Below are 15,344 nucleotides of genomic sequence, written 5' to 3' on the forward strand. Positions count from 1 at the left end.
CTAGTTCTCGGCCGGTTCCTGTGCCGGCGGCGATTGGTCCGGTGCGGCATCCGTCGTTGGCGCGGATTCGGGCATGCGCTTGCGTGCCTTGGCGCGGGCGATGGCATCCTGGATCTCGGAAGCATCCGGCTTGGCCAGGGCGGCTTTCTTGCGCTGAGCGGCCTCGGCGCGTTCCTGCTTCTCGCGTTCCTTGCGGGCTTGCCGGGCCTCGAAGCGCTCGCGGGCATGATCCGCCTTCGATCGTTCGCGCTGCCTGGCCACGAGTTCGCTCTTCGCGGCGCGGAAATATTGCACCAGCGGAATGTGGCTGGGGCAGACGTAGTCGCAGCAGCCGCATTCTATGCAGTCCGGAAGCTGGTATTCCTGCGCCCGTTCCAGGTTGTCCGCGCGGCTGTACCAGTAGAGCTGCTGTGGCAGCAGGTTGACCGGGCAGACCTCGGCGCAGGCGCCGCAGCGGATGCAGGGGAGGGCCTGCTTGGGGCCGGTAGTCTCGCCGCGCCCGGTCACCAGCACGCAGTTCGCGGCCTTGACCAGGGGCAGGGCGTCGGAGGGGAGGGAGATTCCCATCATCGGACCGCCCAGGATCAATCGCTCGGCCGTGCCGGAATAGCCGCCGCTGTAGCGGACCAGGTCGGCGATGGGGGTGCCGATGCGGGTCAGCCAGTTGCCCGGATTCCTGACGCCTTTGCCGGTCACGGTGACGATGCGCTCGATCAGCGGCTCGCCCCGGACCACTGCCCGGAACACCGCCGCCGCGGTGCCGACGTTCTGGCAGATCACGCCGGCGTCGGCGGGGATGCCGCGGGTCGGCACTTCGCGTCCGGTGAGGATGCGGATGAGCTGCTTCTCGCCGCCGCTGGGGTAGAGGGCTGGCACGGTGACGACGTCGATGTTCGAATAATCCCCGGCTTCCCGTGTTTCCCGCAGTGCCCGGATCGCTTCCGGCATGTCGTCTTCGATGCCGAGCAGGCAGCGCTCCACGCCCAATACCCGCATCAGGATGCACGCGCCTTCCAGCACCTCGCGCGGGAAATTCCGCAGCAGGCTGTCGTCGCAGGTGATGTAGGGCTCGCACTCGGCGCCGTTGAGGATCAGGGTGTCGATTGCGCGATGGCCGGGATCGGTCTTGACCGCGGTCGAGAAGGCCGCGCCGCCCAAGCCTACGATGCCTGCCTCGAAGATGATCCGGCGCAGTTCGTCCGGCCCGAGTTCGCGGGAATGGGGAGGCGCTTCGGTTTCGAGCGCGAGATCCTCCCCATCGGTGTCGATCACGATGGCCAAGTCGGCGATGCCAGAAGGGTGCGGCAGGGGGCGCGGCTCGATGGCGCTTACGACTCCTGAGCTGGAGGAATGGATCGGCGGATTCATCGGGCCGTCGCCGCGGGCGATGACCTGACCTTTACGAACGTGGTCGCCGACCTGCACCACGGCCTCCGCGTTCTGCCCGCCGCGCTGCTGCAGCGGGAAGATCAGCCGCGGCGGGACTGGGGCCGTCGCCAGCGGGGCGAGGCTGGAATCCTCTTTGTGGGCGTCCAGGTGCAGACCGCCGTGGAATCGGTGCAGCGTGAGCATCAGTGGGTCCCGTCGGGCTTGGGCCAATGCCAGGTGCCGAGGTTGTCCCGGACCGGTTCCATCACGATGCAGTCGACCGGGCAGGGCGCCAGGCAAAGTTCGCAGCCGGTGCATTCGGAGGCGATGACCGTGTGCATCAGCTTGGCTGCGCCGAGGATGGCATCGACCGGGCAGGCCTGGATGCACAGAGTGCAGCCGATGCACTTGGTTTCGTCGATGACGGCGACGCTTTTCGGCTTCTCGGCGCCGTGTTCGCCGCTCAGCGGCTTGGGTTCGACCCCGAGCAGATCGGCCAGTGCCTGGACGCCGTCCTCGCCGCCCGGCGGGCACTGGTTGATGTCCGCCTCGCCCCGTGCGATGGCCTCGGCATAAGGGCGGCAGCCGGGGAAGCCGCACTGGCCGCACTGGGTCTGCGGCAGTACCGCGTCGATCTTGTCGGCCAGCGGATCGCCCTCCACCTTGAAGCGCCGCGAGGAATAGCCCAGCAGCGCGCCGAACAGGGTGAACAATACGCAGACCGCGAGAAACGCCAGCATCCTCTCCCCCTTTTAGCCCTTGACCAGGCCGGAGAAGCCCATGAAGGCGACGGAAATCAAACCGGCGGTGATGAGGGCGATGGCATTGCCCCGGAACGGCACCGGCACGTCGGCGGCATCGACCCGCTCCCGTAGGCCGGCGAACAGCACCAGTACCAGGGTAAAGCCGGCGGCGGCGCCGAAGCCGTACAGGAAGGATTCGATGAAATCGTGGCCGGCCTGGACGTTGAGCAGGGCCACGCCGAGCACCGCGCAGTTGGTGGTGATCAGCGGCAGGAAAATCCCCAGCACCTGGTGCAGCAACGGGCTGGTCTTCTTCACGACCAGCTCGGTGAACTGCACCACCACGGCGATCACCACGATGAAGGTGATGGTCCGCAGGTATTCCAATCCCATCGGCTCCAGCAGGAAATGGTCGACCACGTAGCTGCTGACCGAGGACAGGGTCAGCACGAAGGTCGTCGCCAGCCCCATGCCGATCGCGGTTTCGGACTTGCGCGAGACGCCCATGAACGGGCATAGCCCGAGGAACTTGACCAGGACGAAGTTGTTCACCAGGGTCGTGCTGACGAGGATCAACAGATAGTCTTTCATCTGAAGGGATGACGAAGCGCCGGCAGGGGAACGGGAAATTATATAGTTGACTGTATTGCTCGGGAAATGGCCGTCAACGTTTTTTCACGTGGCGGATCATCCGCCGGCGCTTCTTGATCTGGCGCTCGGTGAGCTCGTTGCGGCGGCCCTGGAACGGGTTTTCCGCGCTCTTGAACACCAGCTTCAGCGGCACGCCCTGCAACTTGAAGGCCTTGCGGAACTCGTTGCCGAGATAGCGTTTGTACGCGGCCGGCAGGTCCTCGGTCTGGTTGCCGTGGATCACGACGACCGGCGGGTTGTGGCCGCCCTGGTGCGCGTATTTGAGTTTGATGCGGCGGCCGCGGACCAGCGGCGGCTGGTGGGCGGTCAAACAGTCCTGCAGCACCTGGGTCAGGCGCGAGGCCGACAGGTCCAGCATGGCGGACTGGTAAATCGGCTTGACCGCGTCCATCAGCACGCCGACCCCGGTGCCGTGCAGGGCTGAGACGAAATACTTCTTGGCGAACTCGAGGAACGGCAGCTTGATGTCGATCTGGCGCTTGACCTTTTCGCGCTGCTCCGGGTCCAGTCCGTCCCATTTGTTGAAGCCGATCAGGAGGCCCCGGCCGATTTCCAGCACCATGCCGAGCAGGTTGGCGTCCTGGTCGGTGAGCCCCTCGCTGGCGTCCACCAGGTAGATCACCACATGGGCCTTTTCGATGGCCTGGAAACTCTTGAGGACGCTGAATTTTTCGATGCCTTCGTTAACCCGGGCGCGGCGGCGGATGCCGGCCGTGTCGATCAGGGTGTAGCGCTCCCCGCGCCGCTCGAACGGGATATAGATGCTGTCCCGCGTGGTGCCGGGCTGGTCGTAGACCACCACGCGCTCCTCGCCGAGGATGCGGTTGACCAGGGTCGATTTGCCGACGTTCGGCCGGCCCACCACCGCGATGCGGATGCCGGTTTCGGCGTCGGTTTCCGCTTCCGGCTCCGGTTCCGGCAGCAGCGCCTCGACCTGTTCCAGCAGGGCATGCACGCCGGTGCCGTGCGCCGCGGAGACGAGCTGCGGCTCGCCCAGTCCGAAAGCGTGGAACTCCGCTCCGGCGATCAGGGCGTTTGTGCCATCGATCTTGTTGGCGACCAGCAGCACCGGTTTGCTGATCCGGTGCAGGCGCTCGGCGATGAGTTCGTCCCCGGCGGTCATGCCGGCATGGACGTCCACCAGGAACAGGATGACGTCGGCTTCGTCGAGGACGTGGTCCACCTGCTTCATCGCCTGGTCGTCGATGCCTTCGGCGGCTTCGATGATGCCCCCGGTGTCGACCACGAAATAGTTGCGCTCGCCGCGCTGCACCCGGCCGTACTGGCGGTCCCGGGTCAGGCCGGGGTAGTCGGCCACCAGGGCGTCCCGGGTCCGGGTCAGATAGTTGAACAGTGTGGATTTGCCGACATTGGTCCGGCCGATCAGGGCGACGACGGGCAGCATATTCACTCCACCGTAACCGCGGCCAGGGTGCCGTCAGTGGCGTAGACGTAGACGATGTCGCCGTAAACCACCGGCGGATACTCGATGGGCTCGTCGGTGATCTGGACGCGTCCGACGATCCGCCCGTCCTCCTTGTTCAGCACGTGCAGATAGCCTTCGAAATCGCCGACCACCAGGTAGTCCTTCACCAGGGCGGGCGCGGTCAGGCGGCGCTGGTGCAGTTCGGCCTGCTTCCACTGGTCTTCGCCGTTGCGGACGGCGAGTTGCCAGAGGTCGGCATTGGCGTCGGTGACGTACAGCTCCTTGCGATCGGCCGTCATGCCGGCGGGCGAGGAAATGCTTTCGCGCTTCCAGAGCACCTCGCCGGTGTTGAGTCCCAGCGACGCGGTACCGCCCTGGTAGCCGGAGACGAACACCGAGTCGCTCCGCACTACCGGCGTGGCGCTCAGGTCCACCAGCCGTTCGATTTCGGAGCGGCCGTGCGGCAGGGAGACGTTGGCCTCCCAGTCCAGTTTGCCCTCCTTGAGCTGGATGGCGCTCACCTTGCCGCCCCCGAAACCGTCGATCACCAGATCGCCGGCGATGATCGGAGCGCCCCGGCTGCGTATGGCCAGCGGCGGGGCGTGGCGCTCGAAATACCAGCGCGTGGCGCCGGACTTCCGGTCCAGCCCGGTCAGATGGCCGTTCGCGCCGCGGACCACCACCACGTCGTCCGCGACGGCGGGGACGGAAAGGATTTCGCTGGCGAGCGTCGATTTCCAGACCAGTGCGCCATCGGCCGCGTTCAGCACGATGATCGCGCCTTCGGCGGTGGCCAGGAACAGCTCGCCGTCGTCGAATACGGGGCCGGCGGACAGCTCCATTTCATGGTCGACCGACCACAGCTTGTCGCCGGTCAGGCGGTTGAAAGCCAGGACCGTGCCGTGCCGCTCCGCGGCGAAGACCCGGCTGTCGTCCACCGCGGGTCCCAGGTTGATGCTTTGCTCGTCGTAGCCGTCGCCGATGTCCGCCGTCCAGAGCTTGTCCGCCCTCACCTGCGGCGTGATTTCGGCCAGCGGCTCGGGCGGCTCGGCATTGTCCTTGCCGGTAAAGTAATCCTGGATGCCTTGATAGGCATTCTGGATGGCGTCCAGCCCGGCGCAGCCGGACAGTGCGGCGAGCGAGGCGATGAGCAGTGCGCGGCGGATCATCGGGGGGCGGTCGTCCCGAGGTCGGTCAGTTTGAGTTCAAGCAGGGGGGAGGGCTGGCCTTCCCGGCGCGCTTTCAGGTAGGCGGCGCGGGCTTCTTCCGGGCGATTCATGGCGATATAAATGTCGCCCTTCAGCTCCTCGCAGAGTGCGGCGAATTCGGCGCTGCCCTTGCCCGCTACGCTTTCCGCCAGCTTGAGCGCATCCTCCGTTTCGCCGAGCCCAAGCTGGACTTCGGCCAGCCGGAACCGCGCGATCTGCAGGATCTTCTCGTCCTTGCCGGTCGCGATCAGTTGTTGCAGCAGCGTCTTGGCGCCGGCGAGGTCGTCCGCTTCGACCTTGAGCCGCACCAGGAACAGCTTGCCGTAGGTCGCATAGGCGGAGTCGGGAAACTGCTTGTCGATGCGGTCGCCTAACTGGAGCGCCGCATCGGTCTGCTTGGCAGCGACTGCGTCGAGGAGCTGCTGGTACAGCGTTCCGCCGAGCATGGCTTTTTCGTCCTGGGAGCGCTTCCAGGCGCCCCAGCCGACGATCACGGCGATGCCCAGTGCGACGCCCCAGACGACGGAGCTGGCGTTGGCTTTCCACCAGCGCTTGAGCGCTTCGAGGCGCTCTTCTTCGGTCAGATAAATTTCCATGGCAACCTCAAATCAGATATGGACACAGGATTGGATGAGCCGGACCAGGTCGGCCTGCGCGACCGTTTGCTGGGCGCCGTCCGAGCGCAGGGGTTTCAGGCTGACGCTGTCGTCCCGCATTTCGTCCTCGCCCAGGATCAGGGCGAAGGCCGCTTCGCTCTTGTCGGCGCGCTTGAACTGGTTCTTGAAGCTGCCGCCACCGCAATTGACCACCAGCCGGAGGCTGGGAAACGCGTCCCTCAGCGTTTCCGCCAGCACGGCGCTGCGCCGCTCGGCGGCCGGTCCTACCCCGATGAAATAGATATGCGGGGCGGTGTCGGGAGCCGCTTCGCCGGTCAGCTCGATCAGGCGCTCCAGGCCTAAGGCGAAGCCGATGGCGCTGGATTCGCGGCCGCCGAGCTGGGCCACCAGACCGTCGTAGCGGCCGCCGGCGCAGACGGTACCCTGGGTGCCCAGTTCATCGGTCACCCATTCGAACACCGTGTTGCAGTAGTAATCCAGCCCTCGCACCAGGCGAGGGTTGATTGCATAGGGGATCTCGGCGGCATCGAGCAGCGCCGTGAGCCCTTCGAAGTGCGTACGCGAAACCTCGCCCAGATGATCCGCCAGCACCGGCGCGCCGGCGAGCAGATCCTTCATCTCGGGATTCTTGCTGTCGAGGATGCGCAGCGGATTGGTTTCCAGGCGCCGCATGCTGTCGGCGTCCAGCGCATCGTAATTTTCGCGCAGATAATCCACGAGAATCTGGCGATAGGCCAGCCGTTCGTCCGGCGTACCCAGGGAGTTCAGTTCCAGCCGCAGCTTGTGGGTTACCCCCAAGCGCTGCCAGAGCCGGCGGCTCAAGAAAATCAGCTCCGCGTCGATGTCGGGTCCGGGCATGCCGAAGACCTCGACGCCGATCTGGTGAAACTGGCGGTAACGCCCCTTCTGCGGGCGTTCGTGGCGGAACATGGGGCCGGCATACCACAGCCGATGGGTCTGATTGTGCAGCAGGCCGTGCTCGAGGCAGGCGCGGAGGCACCCCGCGGTGCCTTCGGGGCGCAGGGTCAGCGAGTCGCCGTTGCGGTCCTCGAAAACGTACATCTCCTTTTCGACGATGTCGGTGACTTCGCCGATGGAGCGCTTGAACAGCTCGGTCTTTTCGACGATGGGCAGCCGGATTTCCCGGTAGCCGTAGCAGGCCATGACGCTGCGGATCTGGTGTTCGACATGCTGCCAGCGCGGCGTCATATCCGGCAGGATGTCGTGCATGCCGCGGATGGCTTGGATTTTTTCGCTCATTGAGTGGATCTGTCTATCGGGGGGCAAACGCTGTCACGGTTTGCCGAACAGGCGCCTTGCCTGCACGGCTTCGCCCGAATCCGGGAAATCCGTGCCTATCCGGTCGGCCAGCCGCCGGGCTTCGGCGGCGTCGCCCAGGGCCAGTTCGGTCTGGACGCCGAGCCACAGGGTTTCCGGCGTGTCTCCGGCGATGGCCTGGTGGCGCTGCAGGAAGGCGCGCGTGGACAGGTATTGCCGCGTTTCCAGGCTGACATAGGCCATTTCCAGCAGCGCCGGAGGGTAGTTCGGACTCCTCTCCAGCGCCCGGCGCAAATACGGCTCGGCTTCCGCGGGCCGGCCCGCACGGCGCAGGCAGGCGCCGGCATTGGAAAGGGGAATCCAGGGTTGCGGGTACAGCGGAGCCGAGTACGCGACTTCGAACCTGGCCATGGCGTCCTGGGTGTGTCCGGTATTGCAGAGAAAACGCCCGTAGTTGTTGAAGGCGCTGTAATTCTCCGGGTTCAGCGACAAGGCTTCGCGGAAATGCCGGTCGGCTTCCTCGGTCTTGCCCAGCTTTTCGTACAGGATGGCCAGCGCATCGTGCGCATCGCTGTTGGCGGGGTCCAGCTCCACCGCATGCTTCAAGTCTTCCAGCGCCACCTCCAGTGCTCCCTGCTCCATGTAGCGGACGCCTTTCTGGACATAGACGTCCGCGGCGCTGAGCTCGCCGTAGGGGTCGTTGGCCGCGCGCGGTCTCTGTTCCGGCATGGTGCAGGCGGCAACGGTTCCCAGCAACGCGGTCAAAACCAGCCATCCTCTCATCGTCAATGCGCGGTGTGCAGGCGGAACTGGCGCCGGCTGCGGTCGTTGACCTTGCCTACCAGTTGGCCACAGGCCGCGTCGATGTCCCGGCCCCGGGTCTTCCGGGTGGTTGTGATGAGACCCGCATCCTGGAGGATCTGGGCGAAGCGGGCGATGGTCTCCGGGCGCGAGCAGCGGTACGCCGAGTTCGGGAACGGATTGAACGGGATCAGGTTCACCTTGGAGGGCACATGGCTCAGCAACCGGATCAGGGCGCGGGCATGCTCGGGGCCGTCGTTCACGCCGTCCAGCATGACGTATTCGAAGGTGACCTTGCGCCGGTTTTCCGTGCCGACATAGCGCTTGCACGCCGCCAGCAGCTCCTTGATGGGATATTTGCGGTTGATGGGCACCAGTTCATTGCGCAACTCGTCGCTGGGCGCGTGCAGCGATACCGCCAGGCTGATGTCGCTGACGTCGGCCAGCCGGTCCAGCGCCGGCACGATGCCGGAGGTGCTGAGCGTGACCCGCCGTTTCGACAGGCCGTAGGTGAAGTCGTCCATCATCAGACGGGTCGCGGCGACGACGTTGCCGAAATTGAGCAAAGGTTCGCCCATGCCCATCAGGACCACGTTACTGATGCGCTGTTCGTCGCCGAGGCGGTGCTGCGCCACCCAGAGCTGGCCGATGATCTCGGCGGTGCTCAGGTTCCGGTTGAATCCCTGGCGGGCGGTGGAACAGAACGAGCATTCGAGCGAGCAGCCGACCTGCGAGGACACGCACAGGGTATTGCGCCCCTCGTCGGGGATCAGCACGGTCTCGACCCGGTTGACGGCGTCCACCTGCAGCACCCATTTGCGGGTGCCATCGGCCGAGCGCTGCTCGAGCACGAGTTCGGGCGGGCGTATCTCGCTCACCGCTTCGAGCCGGCTGCGCAGTGCCTTGCTCAGATTGGTCATCAGCGAGAAGTCGGTGACGCCGCGCTGATGGATCCACTGCAGCAGCTGCGAGGCGCGGAACGGCTTCTCGCCGATGCGGACGAAGAAGGCTTCCATGCCCTCCCTGTCCAGATCGAGCAGATTGACGCGGGCTTCCGCCTCAGCGGATGCGGGGGCAGAGTTCATCGCTCTTGAAGAAATAGTCGATCTCCTGGGCCGCAGTTTCCGGGCTGTCGGAGCCGTGCACCGCGTTCTCGTCGATGCTGACGGCGAAGTCCGCCCGGATGGTACCGGGAGCCGCGTCTTTCGGATTGGTGGCGCCCATCAGGTCGCGGTTCTTGGCGACGGCGTTCTCGCCTTCCAGCACCTGGATCATGACCGGGCCGCTGATCATGAACGACACCAGGTCGCTAAAGAACGGGCGCTCCCGGTGCACGGCGTAGAAGCCTTCGGCCTGTTCGCGGGACAGTTGGGCCATCTTCGCGGCCACGATCTTGAGGCCGGCTTTCTCGAAGCGGGAGTAAATCTCGCCGATGACGTTCTTGGCGACCGCGTCCGGCTTGATGATGGAAATGGTGCGTTCTACCGCCATGGAATCTCCTTAGCTTATCTCGTGTTGATTGAAATCGCGCAGGGGCTGGCTGCCCCCACAGTCGTGGCGATACCGCCAGGATGGGAAAAATCCGTTGATTTTAACGGATTTTTGTAAAGTTTTGGAGTGTCGTGATTCGGCCGGCGCGATTTCAGACCGCGAAGCTCTCGCCGCAGCCGCAACTCGCGGTGGCCTTGGGGTTGCGGAAGCGGAAGGCCGCGTTCAGTCCTTCCCGTGCGTAGTCGATTTCGACGCCGTCGAGATAGGCCAGGTCCTCGGTTTTGACCACGACCTTGACGCCGTGCTGTTCGAAGACCGTGTCGTCCGCGGCGATTTCTTCGGCGTAATCCACGACGTAGGCATAGCCCGAGCATCCCGCCTGCCTGACGCCCAGGCGCAATCCCACCCCGTGTCCGCGGAGCTGGAGCTGCCTGGCTATCTGTGTGGCGGCGTTTTCGGTCACTGTAACGGCCATGATGATGTCCTCAATAGAATGGGGTGAGATTCAGGGGAGCGGGTTGGCCCCGACGATTCGGCCGAGCGAGGAGAGCAGTTCCTCCGCTTCCGCTTCGGTGTTGCCTTTGCCGAGGCTGATTCGCACCGCGCCGGTCGCCAGGGCCGGATCGACGCCCATTGCGAGCAGCACTGGGCTCGGCTCGCGCGCTCCGCTGGCGCAGGCCGAGCCGCTGGAAACCGCGATGCCGTGCCGGTCCAGCAGCATGACGAGAGTCTCGCCGTCGTAGCCCGCCACGGCGAACTGCAGCGTATTGGGCAGCCGTTCCGCCGCGTGGGCGAAAACCATCGTCCCGGGCAGGGTTTCGATGCCACGCTCCAGGATATCCCGTAACCGGCGGAGCCGACGGCCGTGCTCCTCCAGTTCGGCGGCGGCGAGTTCGGCGGCTTTGCCGAAGCCGACGATCGCGGCGACGTTTTCGGTGCCGCCGCGCAGGCCCTTTTCCTGCTCGCCGCCGTGGATGAGCGGCGTCAGTGGGACCGACGGGGCGACGATCAGGGCGCCGGTTCCCTTGGGGCCGTAAATCTTGTGTCCCGACAGCGACATCAGATGGGCGCCGGTTTGCGGGAAGCTGAGCGGGGTTTTTCCCGCGGCCTGGACGGCGTCGCAATGGAGCCAGGCGCCGCTGTTGCGGGCCACGGCGGCGATGCGGGCGACGTCCTGGACGACGCCGGTCTCGTTGTTGGCCAGCATGACTGCGACGATATCGGGCGGGTTTTCCGCGGTCTCAGCCAGGGCAAAATCTTCGATCACGCCTTGGGCATCCACCGGCAAGGTTCGGCATTCCCATCCCTGGCTGCGTAAAAATCGCGCGGGAGCTGCAACCGAAGGGTGCTCGGTGGCGCCGATGCAAATGCGCCCGGGTTTCAGGCTCCAGGCCAGGCCCTTGATGGCGAGGTTGTTGGCTTCGCTGCCGCCGCTGGTGAACACGACCTGGGTCGGGGCTGCGCCGGTCAGGGCTGCAACTTGAGCGCGGGCGGTTTCCACCGCGTCGCGGGCGATTCGGCCGGGACGGTGCAGGCTGGAAGGATTGCCGTGGCAGGACTTCAGGTAAGGCAGCATGGCCTCCAGCACCCGGCCGTCCAGCGGGGTGGTGGCGTTGTGATCGAAATAGATCATCCGGTCTTGGCCGGCTCCTGTCCCATCAGGAGTTCGACACGCCGCAGGCTCTGGCGGTCCTGCCGTTCGGCGACCTGCCGCACCGGCTGGCGGTTCAGCACTTCGCCCAGGCTGATGGAGGCGAGGTATTCGCGAATCTGTTCGCTCAGCCCCATCCACAGATCGTGGGTCAGGCAGGGCTGGTTGTTCTGGCAGTTGGCCTTGCCGCCGCAGCGGGTGGAGTCGATCGGCTCGTCGACGGCGGCGATGATTTCGGCGATGTTGATCTCGTTTGCGCAGCGGCTCAGCTGGTAGCCGCCACCGGGGCCGCGCACGCCTTCCACCATGCCCGCCCGGCGCAGGCGGGCGAACAGTTGTTCGAGATAGGATAAGGATATATTCTGCCGCTTGGCGATATCGGTCAGCGTGACCGGGTTCGTTTCGCTGTGATACGCGAGATCCAGCATGGCGGTGACCGCATAGCGGCCCTTCGTCGTCAGTCGCACGACATTTTTCCTCCCCAGTTGACGAAATTTCAGGATTCAGCCGATCAAGCGACGGTGGCCAGATATGCCCGAGCGATTTAGTAAATTATTCTGTGGTTTTTCCACGCTCAATTCAACCGATCCGGGTGTCGGCTCGAAAGTTTTTTCCGCGGGATGGTTCCGCGGCTCCGGTGCGGGCCGGTCATGGGCCGGGGCTTTCCGGCGTAGACAGCCCCAGCCGTTAATTGGACAATCAGAGGCGGGACTCACAGAGTGAGGGAGGCGGAGTAAACGCAGATGGCCGATCATCACCACGCATCCGAGCTGGAGCACGGCGCCGCTGGAAGGAAGGCGGCTGCGGTTGTGTTCATAGTCGGCATCACGGCGCTCATCGTTGCGCTGGATCGGTTTGGTGTGTTCGGTCCCGGCCATGAGGGCGGCGAGGAGCGGGCGGAACCGGCGACGGAGCAGAGCGGTCCGGTGCCTCCACCCGAGCCTTCGGCGCGGGTGGAGGAGGAGGCGTCCGTCGGCGGCAATGAGTCGCTGCTGCCGCTTTCCGTAACGGGTAATTATTCTGGAAGCGAGATCCGTACCGCCGGTTACAGCGAGGGTATGAGTTTTTCGCTGGAGATGTCCCTGGACCAGCGCGGGCGGGCTGTCTACGGCAATTATTCCAACAGCGCCGGCGACGCGGGAAATCTGAAGGGCGAGGTAGAGGGCGAGGTTTTTTCGGGGCGCACGGAATCGCTGATGCTGCCTGGCAATTTCTGTGATTTTGAGGCTGAAGCCAGGCAGAGTGGCGTGATTATCCAAGGGGAGTTTCATTGCACCACAGGGGACCGGTCCAGGTTTACCCTCAAGCGCCGTTAGCGGGCGCTCAGCGCCGGCGCGGCGGGAACAGGCTCGGGTTGCGGGCCACGAAGCGCCGCACCAGCCGGTCGGCGATGAGCGAGTCGCCGTTCTTGACGTAGTGATAGCCCATCCAGGCGGCCAGGAAGGCGCCGGCGGCGTCGACGACGAGGTCGGTCATGGTGTCGCGCGCCGACTTCTGCATGTTGAATCCGAAGCCCTGGTCCATCAGGAATTCGAAGATTTCCCACAAGGCGCCCACCGACATCGAGTAACAGAACGCCGTGATGGCGACGTAGAACGGCGCCATTTTCACCCGATGGGTGCTGTGGAAGGCGTAGATCAGCAGGAAGCCCAGGAGGCCCATGACCAGCGCCGAAACGCTGTGCAGCAGCAGGTCCCACCACCAGAATCGTTCGTAGAACATCGCCACTTCGCCCAGGCCGAATGCCGCGTACAGGAACAGGCAGGTGAGGAAGGTGAACTCCACCGGCAACTGGACCTGGAATTGGCGGGCGATCATGGCAGGCAGGAAGGTCAGGGCCAGCACCGCGAGCGAAGTGAAGGCGACCAGCCACTGAGTCTCGTGCAGGGCGCCAATGAAGACGCCCAGGATTAGCGCCTGCAGGACCAGCGACAGCCAGACCTGCAGGCGGTCGGCCCAGTCTTCCGGGGCGAGCGCCGCGCGCAGGCGCGACGGTTTGCGGCGGCGCATGCTTAGCCCGCCCATCGCATCAAAGGGCGAGAATGTCCAGACCGGCTCCGCGCTCAGGCGCCGCGTCCGCGATGTTGCGGAGGGATTCGAGACCTGCGAAATCGAACAGCTTGGCATCGGCGAGCTGCGAGGGGGCGACGTTCTGGAGTGCCGTGAATATCGTTTCGACCCGCCCCGGATGGCGCTTCTCCCAATCCCGCAGCATTGCCTTCATGGCCTGGCGTTGGAGGTTTTCCTGGGAGCCGCACAGATTGCATGGAATGACGGGGAAATCGCGGATCCGGGCATATTCGGCGATGTCTTCTTCCTTGCAATAGGCCAGCGGCCGGATCACGATGTGCCGGCGGTCGTCGCTCAGCAGCTTGGGCGGCATGGCTTTCAAGGTGCCGCCGTAGAACAGGTTCAGGAAGAAGGTTTCCAGAATATCGTCGCGGTGGTGTCCGAGGGCGATCTTGGTGATGCCGTTGTCGGCCGCATGGCGGTACAGCAGGCCGCGCCGCAGGCGGGAGCAGAGTCCGCAGGTGGTCTTGCCTTCCGGGATGATGTTCTTGACCACGCTGTAGGTATCCTGCTCGATGATGTGGAACGGGATGCCCCGTTCCGACAAGTAGTTCGGCAGGACTTCGGCGGGAAATCCCGGCTGCTTCTGGTCCAGGTTGACCGCGATGAGGTCGAAGTTCACCGGCGCGTTGAGCCGCAGTTTGAGCAGGATGTCCAGCAGGGTGAAGGAGTCCTTACCCCCTGACAGGCAGACCATGACGCGGTCCCCCTCCCGGATCATCCCGTAGTCGGCAATGGCTTGTCCGGCGAGCCTCCGCAGCCGCTTTTGCAGCTTATTGAACTCGTAGCGTTCCTTGGCGTATAGGGAGGCTGCTGTGTTACCCGGCATAGCGTTGGAAGATCAGGGTCGCATTGGTGCCCCCGAAACCGAAACTGTTGGACATCACCGTATCGAGGTGGACGCCGTCGATTCGCTCGCGGGCAATGGGTACGCCTTCCGCGCCGGGGTCGAGGTTCCGTATGTTGGCGGAAGCACTGATGAAACCGTGATCGAGCATCAGCAGGGAGTAAATCGCCTCGTGCACGCCGGCAGCGCCCAGTGCATGGCCGGTCAGGGACTTGGTGGAGCTGACTGGCGGAACGGATTCGCCGAATACAGCCTTCATGGCTTCCAACTCGCGGATGTCCCCCACTGGTGTGCTGGTGCCGTGGGCGTTGATGTAATCGACTTTTGCCGCGGACATGGTGGTCATCGCCTGCCGCATGCAGCGCACCGCACCCTCGCCGGAGGGCTGGACCATGTCGTAGCCGTCGGAGGTGGCGCCGTAGCCGGTGAGTTCCGCGTAGATCCGGGCGCCGCGCGCCTTGGCGTGCTCCAGCTCCTCCATGACGAGGACGCCGCCGCCGCCGGAGATGACAAAGCCGTCGCGGTCCGCATCGTATGGCCTGGAGGCAAGTTCCGGCGTGTCGTTGTACTTGGCCGACAAGGCGCCCATGGCATCGAACAGAACGCTCATGGTCCAGTGGATCTCTTCGCCGCCGCCGGCGAATACGACGTCCTGTTTGCCCAGTTGGATCTGTTCCGCGGCATTGCCGATGCAGTGGGCGCTGGTGGCGCAAGCCGAGCTGATCGAATAGTTGACGCCCTTGATCTGGAAGGGTGTGGCCAGGCAGGCGGAGTTGGTGTTGGACATCGACCGCGGCACCATGTAAGGCCCGACCTTCTTGACGCCTTTTTCGCGGAAAGTGCTCCAGGCGGCCAGCATATTCGAGGTCGACGGTCCGCCGGATCCCATGATCAGGCCGGTGCGCGGGTCGGAAACTTCGCCGGCTTCGAGCCCCGCGTCGGCGATGGCTTCCTGCATGGCGAGATAGTTGAAAGCGGCGCCGTCGCCCATGAAGCGACGGATCTTGCGGTCAATGAGATCATCGGGATTCAGGCGGATGGGGGCGTAGACTTGGCTGCGGAAGCCGAGTTCGCCGTATTCCTCGGAGCGGCAGACGCCGGAGCGCCCAAGCCGCAGGGACTCCGCGACCTCTGCCTTGTTGTTGCCGATGCTGGAAACGATGCCGATGCCGGTAACGACTACACGTCTCATG

At 64.8% G+C, this 15,344-nt stretch carries 17 protein-coding genes; 1 reads left to right on the top strand and 16 read right to left on the bottom strand.

The window, feature by feature from the left end; translation table 11 throughout:
• The 13 genes from rsxC to iscR all read right to left on the bottom strand — a co-directional run bounded on the left by rsxC (position 1) and on the right by iscR (position 11,701).
• Entirely contained in the window at positions 1-1,572 is a 1,572-nt protein-coding gene (gene rsxC / locus OOT43_RS13860; RefSeq protein ID WP_266021159.1) for an electron transport complex subunit RsxC, read from the bottom strand.
• Positions 1,572-2,108 carry an electron transport complex subunit RsxB gene (gene rsxB, locus OOT43_RS13865; protein ID WP_266021160.1) on the bottom strand — a complete coding sequence of 179 codons (537 nt, stop codon included), beginning with the start codon at positions 2,106-2,108 and terminating at the stop codon, positions 1,572-1,574. The genes rsxC and rsxB overlap by 1 nt, the downstream gene beginning before the upstream one ends.
• 12 nt (positions 2,109-2,120) lie before the next feature.
• Positions 2,121-2,702, bottom strand: coding sequence for an electron transport complex subunit RsxA (gene rsxA / locus OOT43_RS13870; protein ID WP_266021161.1), 582 nt, complete (start codon positions 2,700-2,702; stop codon positions 2,121-2,123).
• Positions 2,703-2,775: 73 nt separating this feature from the next.
• On the bottom strand, positions 2,776-4,167 hold the full coding sequence (gene der, locus OOT43_RS13875; protein WP_266021162.1) for a ribosome biogenesis GTPase Der: 1,392 nt from the start codon (positions 4,165-4,167) through the stop codon (positions 2,776-2,778).
• A gap of 2 nt (positions 4,168-4,169) precedes the next feature.
• Complete coding sequence (gene bamB, locus OOT43_RS13880) at positions 4,170-5,357, bottom strand: outer membrane protein assembly factor BamB (RefSeq protein ID WP_266021163.1); 1,188 nt, start codon at positions 5,355-5,357, stop codon at positions 4,170-4,172.
• Positions 5,354-5,992: a YfgM family protein gene (locus OOT43_RS13885; protein WP_266021164.1), complete on the bottom strand. Its 639-nt coding sequence runs from the start codon at positions 5,990-5,992 to the stop codon at positions 5,354-5,356. The genes bamB and OOT43_RS13885 overlap by 4 nt, the downstream gene beginning before the upstream one ends.
• 12 nt (positions 5,993-6,004) lie before the next feature.
• Entirely contained in the window at positions 6,005-7,273 is a 1,269-nt protein-coding gene (gene hisS / locus OOT43_RS13890; protein ID WP_266021166.1) for a histidine--tRNA ligase, read from the bottom strand.
• Positions 7,274-7,306: 33 nt separating this feature from the next.
• Positions 7,307-8,056, bottom strand: a complete 750-nt coding sequence (gene pilW / locus OOT43_RS13895; protein WP_266021167.1) for a type IV pilus biogenesis/stability protein PilW — start codon at positions 8,054-8,056, stop codon at positions 7,307-7,309.
• A gap of 20 nt (positions 8,057-8,076) precedes the next feature.
• Positions 8,077-9,177 carry a 23S rRNA (adenine(2503)-C(2))-methyltransferase RlmN gene (rlmN, locus tag OOT43_RS13900; RefSeq protein ID WP_266021168.1) on the bottom strand — a complete coding sequence of 367 codons (1,101 nt, stop codon included), beginning with the start codon at positions 9,175-9,177 and terminating at the stop codon, positions 8,077-8,079.
• A complete protein-coding gene (gene ndk / locus OOT43_RS13905; RefSeq protein ID WP_266021169.1) occupies positions 9,152-9,583 on the bottom strand; it encodes a nucleoside-diphosphate kinase in 432 nt (143 codons plus the stop codon). The genes rlmN and ndk overlap by 26 nt, the downstream gene beginning before the upstream one ends.
• Positions 9,584-9,734: 151 nt before the next feature.
• A complete protein-coding gene (locus OOT43_RS13910) occupies positions 9,735-10,058 on the bottom strand; it encodes a HesB/IscA family protein (protein ID WP_266021170.1) in 324 nt (107 codons plus the stop codon).
• Between the two features lie 30 nt (positions 10,059-10,088).
• A complete protein-coding gene (locus OOT43_RS13915; RefSeq protein ID WP_266021171.1) occupies positions 10,089-11,216 on the bottom strand; it encodes a cysteine desulfurase family protein in 1,128 nt (375 codons plus the stop codon).
• Complete coding sequence (gene iscR, locus OOT43_RS13920; RefSeq protein ID WP_218808493.1) at positions 11,213-11,701, bottom strand: Fe-S cluster assembly transcriptional regulator IscR; 489 nt, start codon at positions 11,699-11,701, stop codon at positions 11,213-11,215. Before iscR ends, OOT43_RS13915 begins: the two co-directional genes overlap by 4 nt.
• Before the next feature lie 276 nt (positions 11,702-11,977).
• Here iscR and OOT43_RS13925 point away from each other — a divergent pair, with 276 nt between their 5' ends.
• The gene (locus OOT43_RS13925) at positions 11,978-12,550 is read left to right on the top strand and encodes a hypothetical protein (protein WP_266021172.1); all 573 of its coding nucleotides are present in this window, start codon (positions 11,978-11,980) and stop codon (positions 12,548-12,550) included.
• A 7-nt stretch (positions 12,551-12,557) separates the two neighbouring features.
• On the opposite strand, the gene OOT43_RS13930 is transcribed toward OOT43_RS13925, so the two are convergent.
• Genes OOT43_RS13930 through fabB form a run of 3 tightly spaced genes read right to left on the bottom strand, consistent with a single transcriptional unit; the run spans position 12,558 to position 15,343 of the window.
• Positions 12,558-13,244, bottom strand: a complete 687-nt coding sequence (locus tag OOT43_RS13930; protein ID WP_266021174.1) for a hypothetical protein — start codon at positions 13,242-13,244, stop codon at positions 12,558-12,560.
• Positions 13,245-13,263: 19 nt separating this feature from the next.
• Entirely contained in the window at positions 13,264-14,133 is an 870-nt protein-coding gene (gene ttcA, locus OOT43_RS13935) for a tRNA 2-thiocytidine(32) synthetase TtcA (RefSeq protein WP_266021175.1), read from the bottom strand.
• On the bottom strand, positions 14,123-15,343 hold the full coding sequence (gene fabB / locus OOT43_RS13940) for a beta-ketoacyl-ACP synthase I (RefSeq protein ID WP_266021176.1): 1,221 nt from the start codon (positions 15,341-15,343) through the stop codon (positions 14,123-14,125). Before fabB ends, ttcA begins: the two co-directional genes overlap by 11 nt.
• Between the last annotated feature and the right edge of the window lies 1 nt (position 15,344).

It is taken from the genome of Methylococcus mesophilus (assembly GCF_026247885.1).
GTDB classification, from domain to species: domain Bacteria; phylum Pseudomonadota; class Gammaproteobacteria; order Methylococcales; family Methylococcaceae; genus Methylococcus; species Methylococcus mesophilus.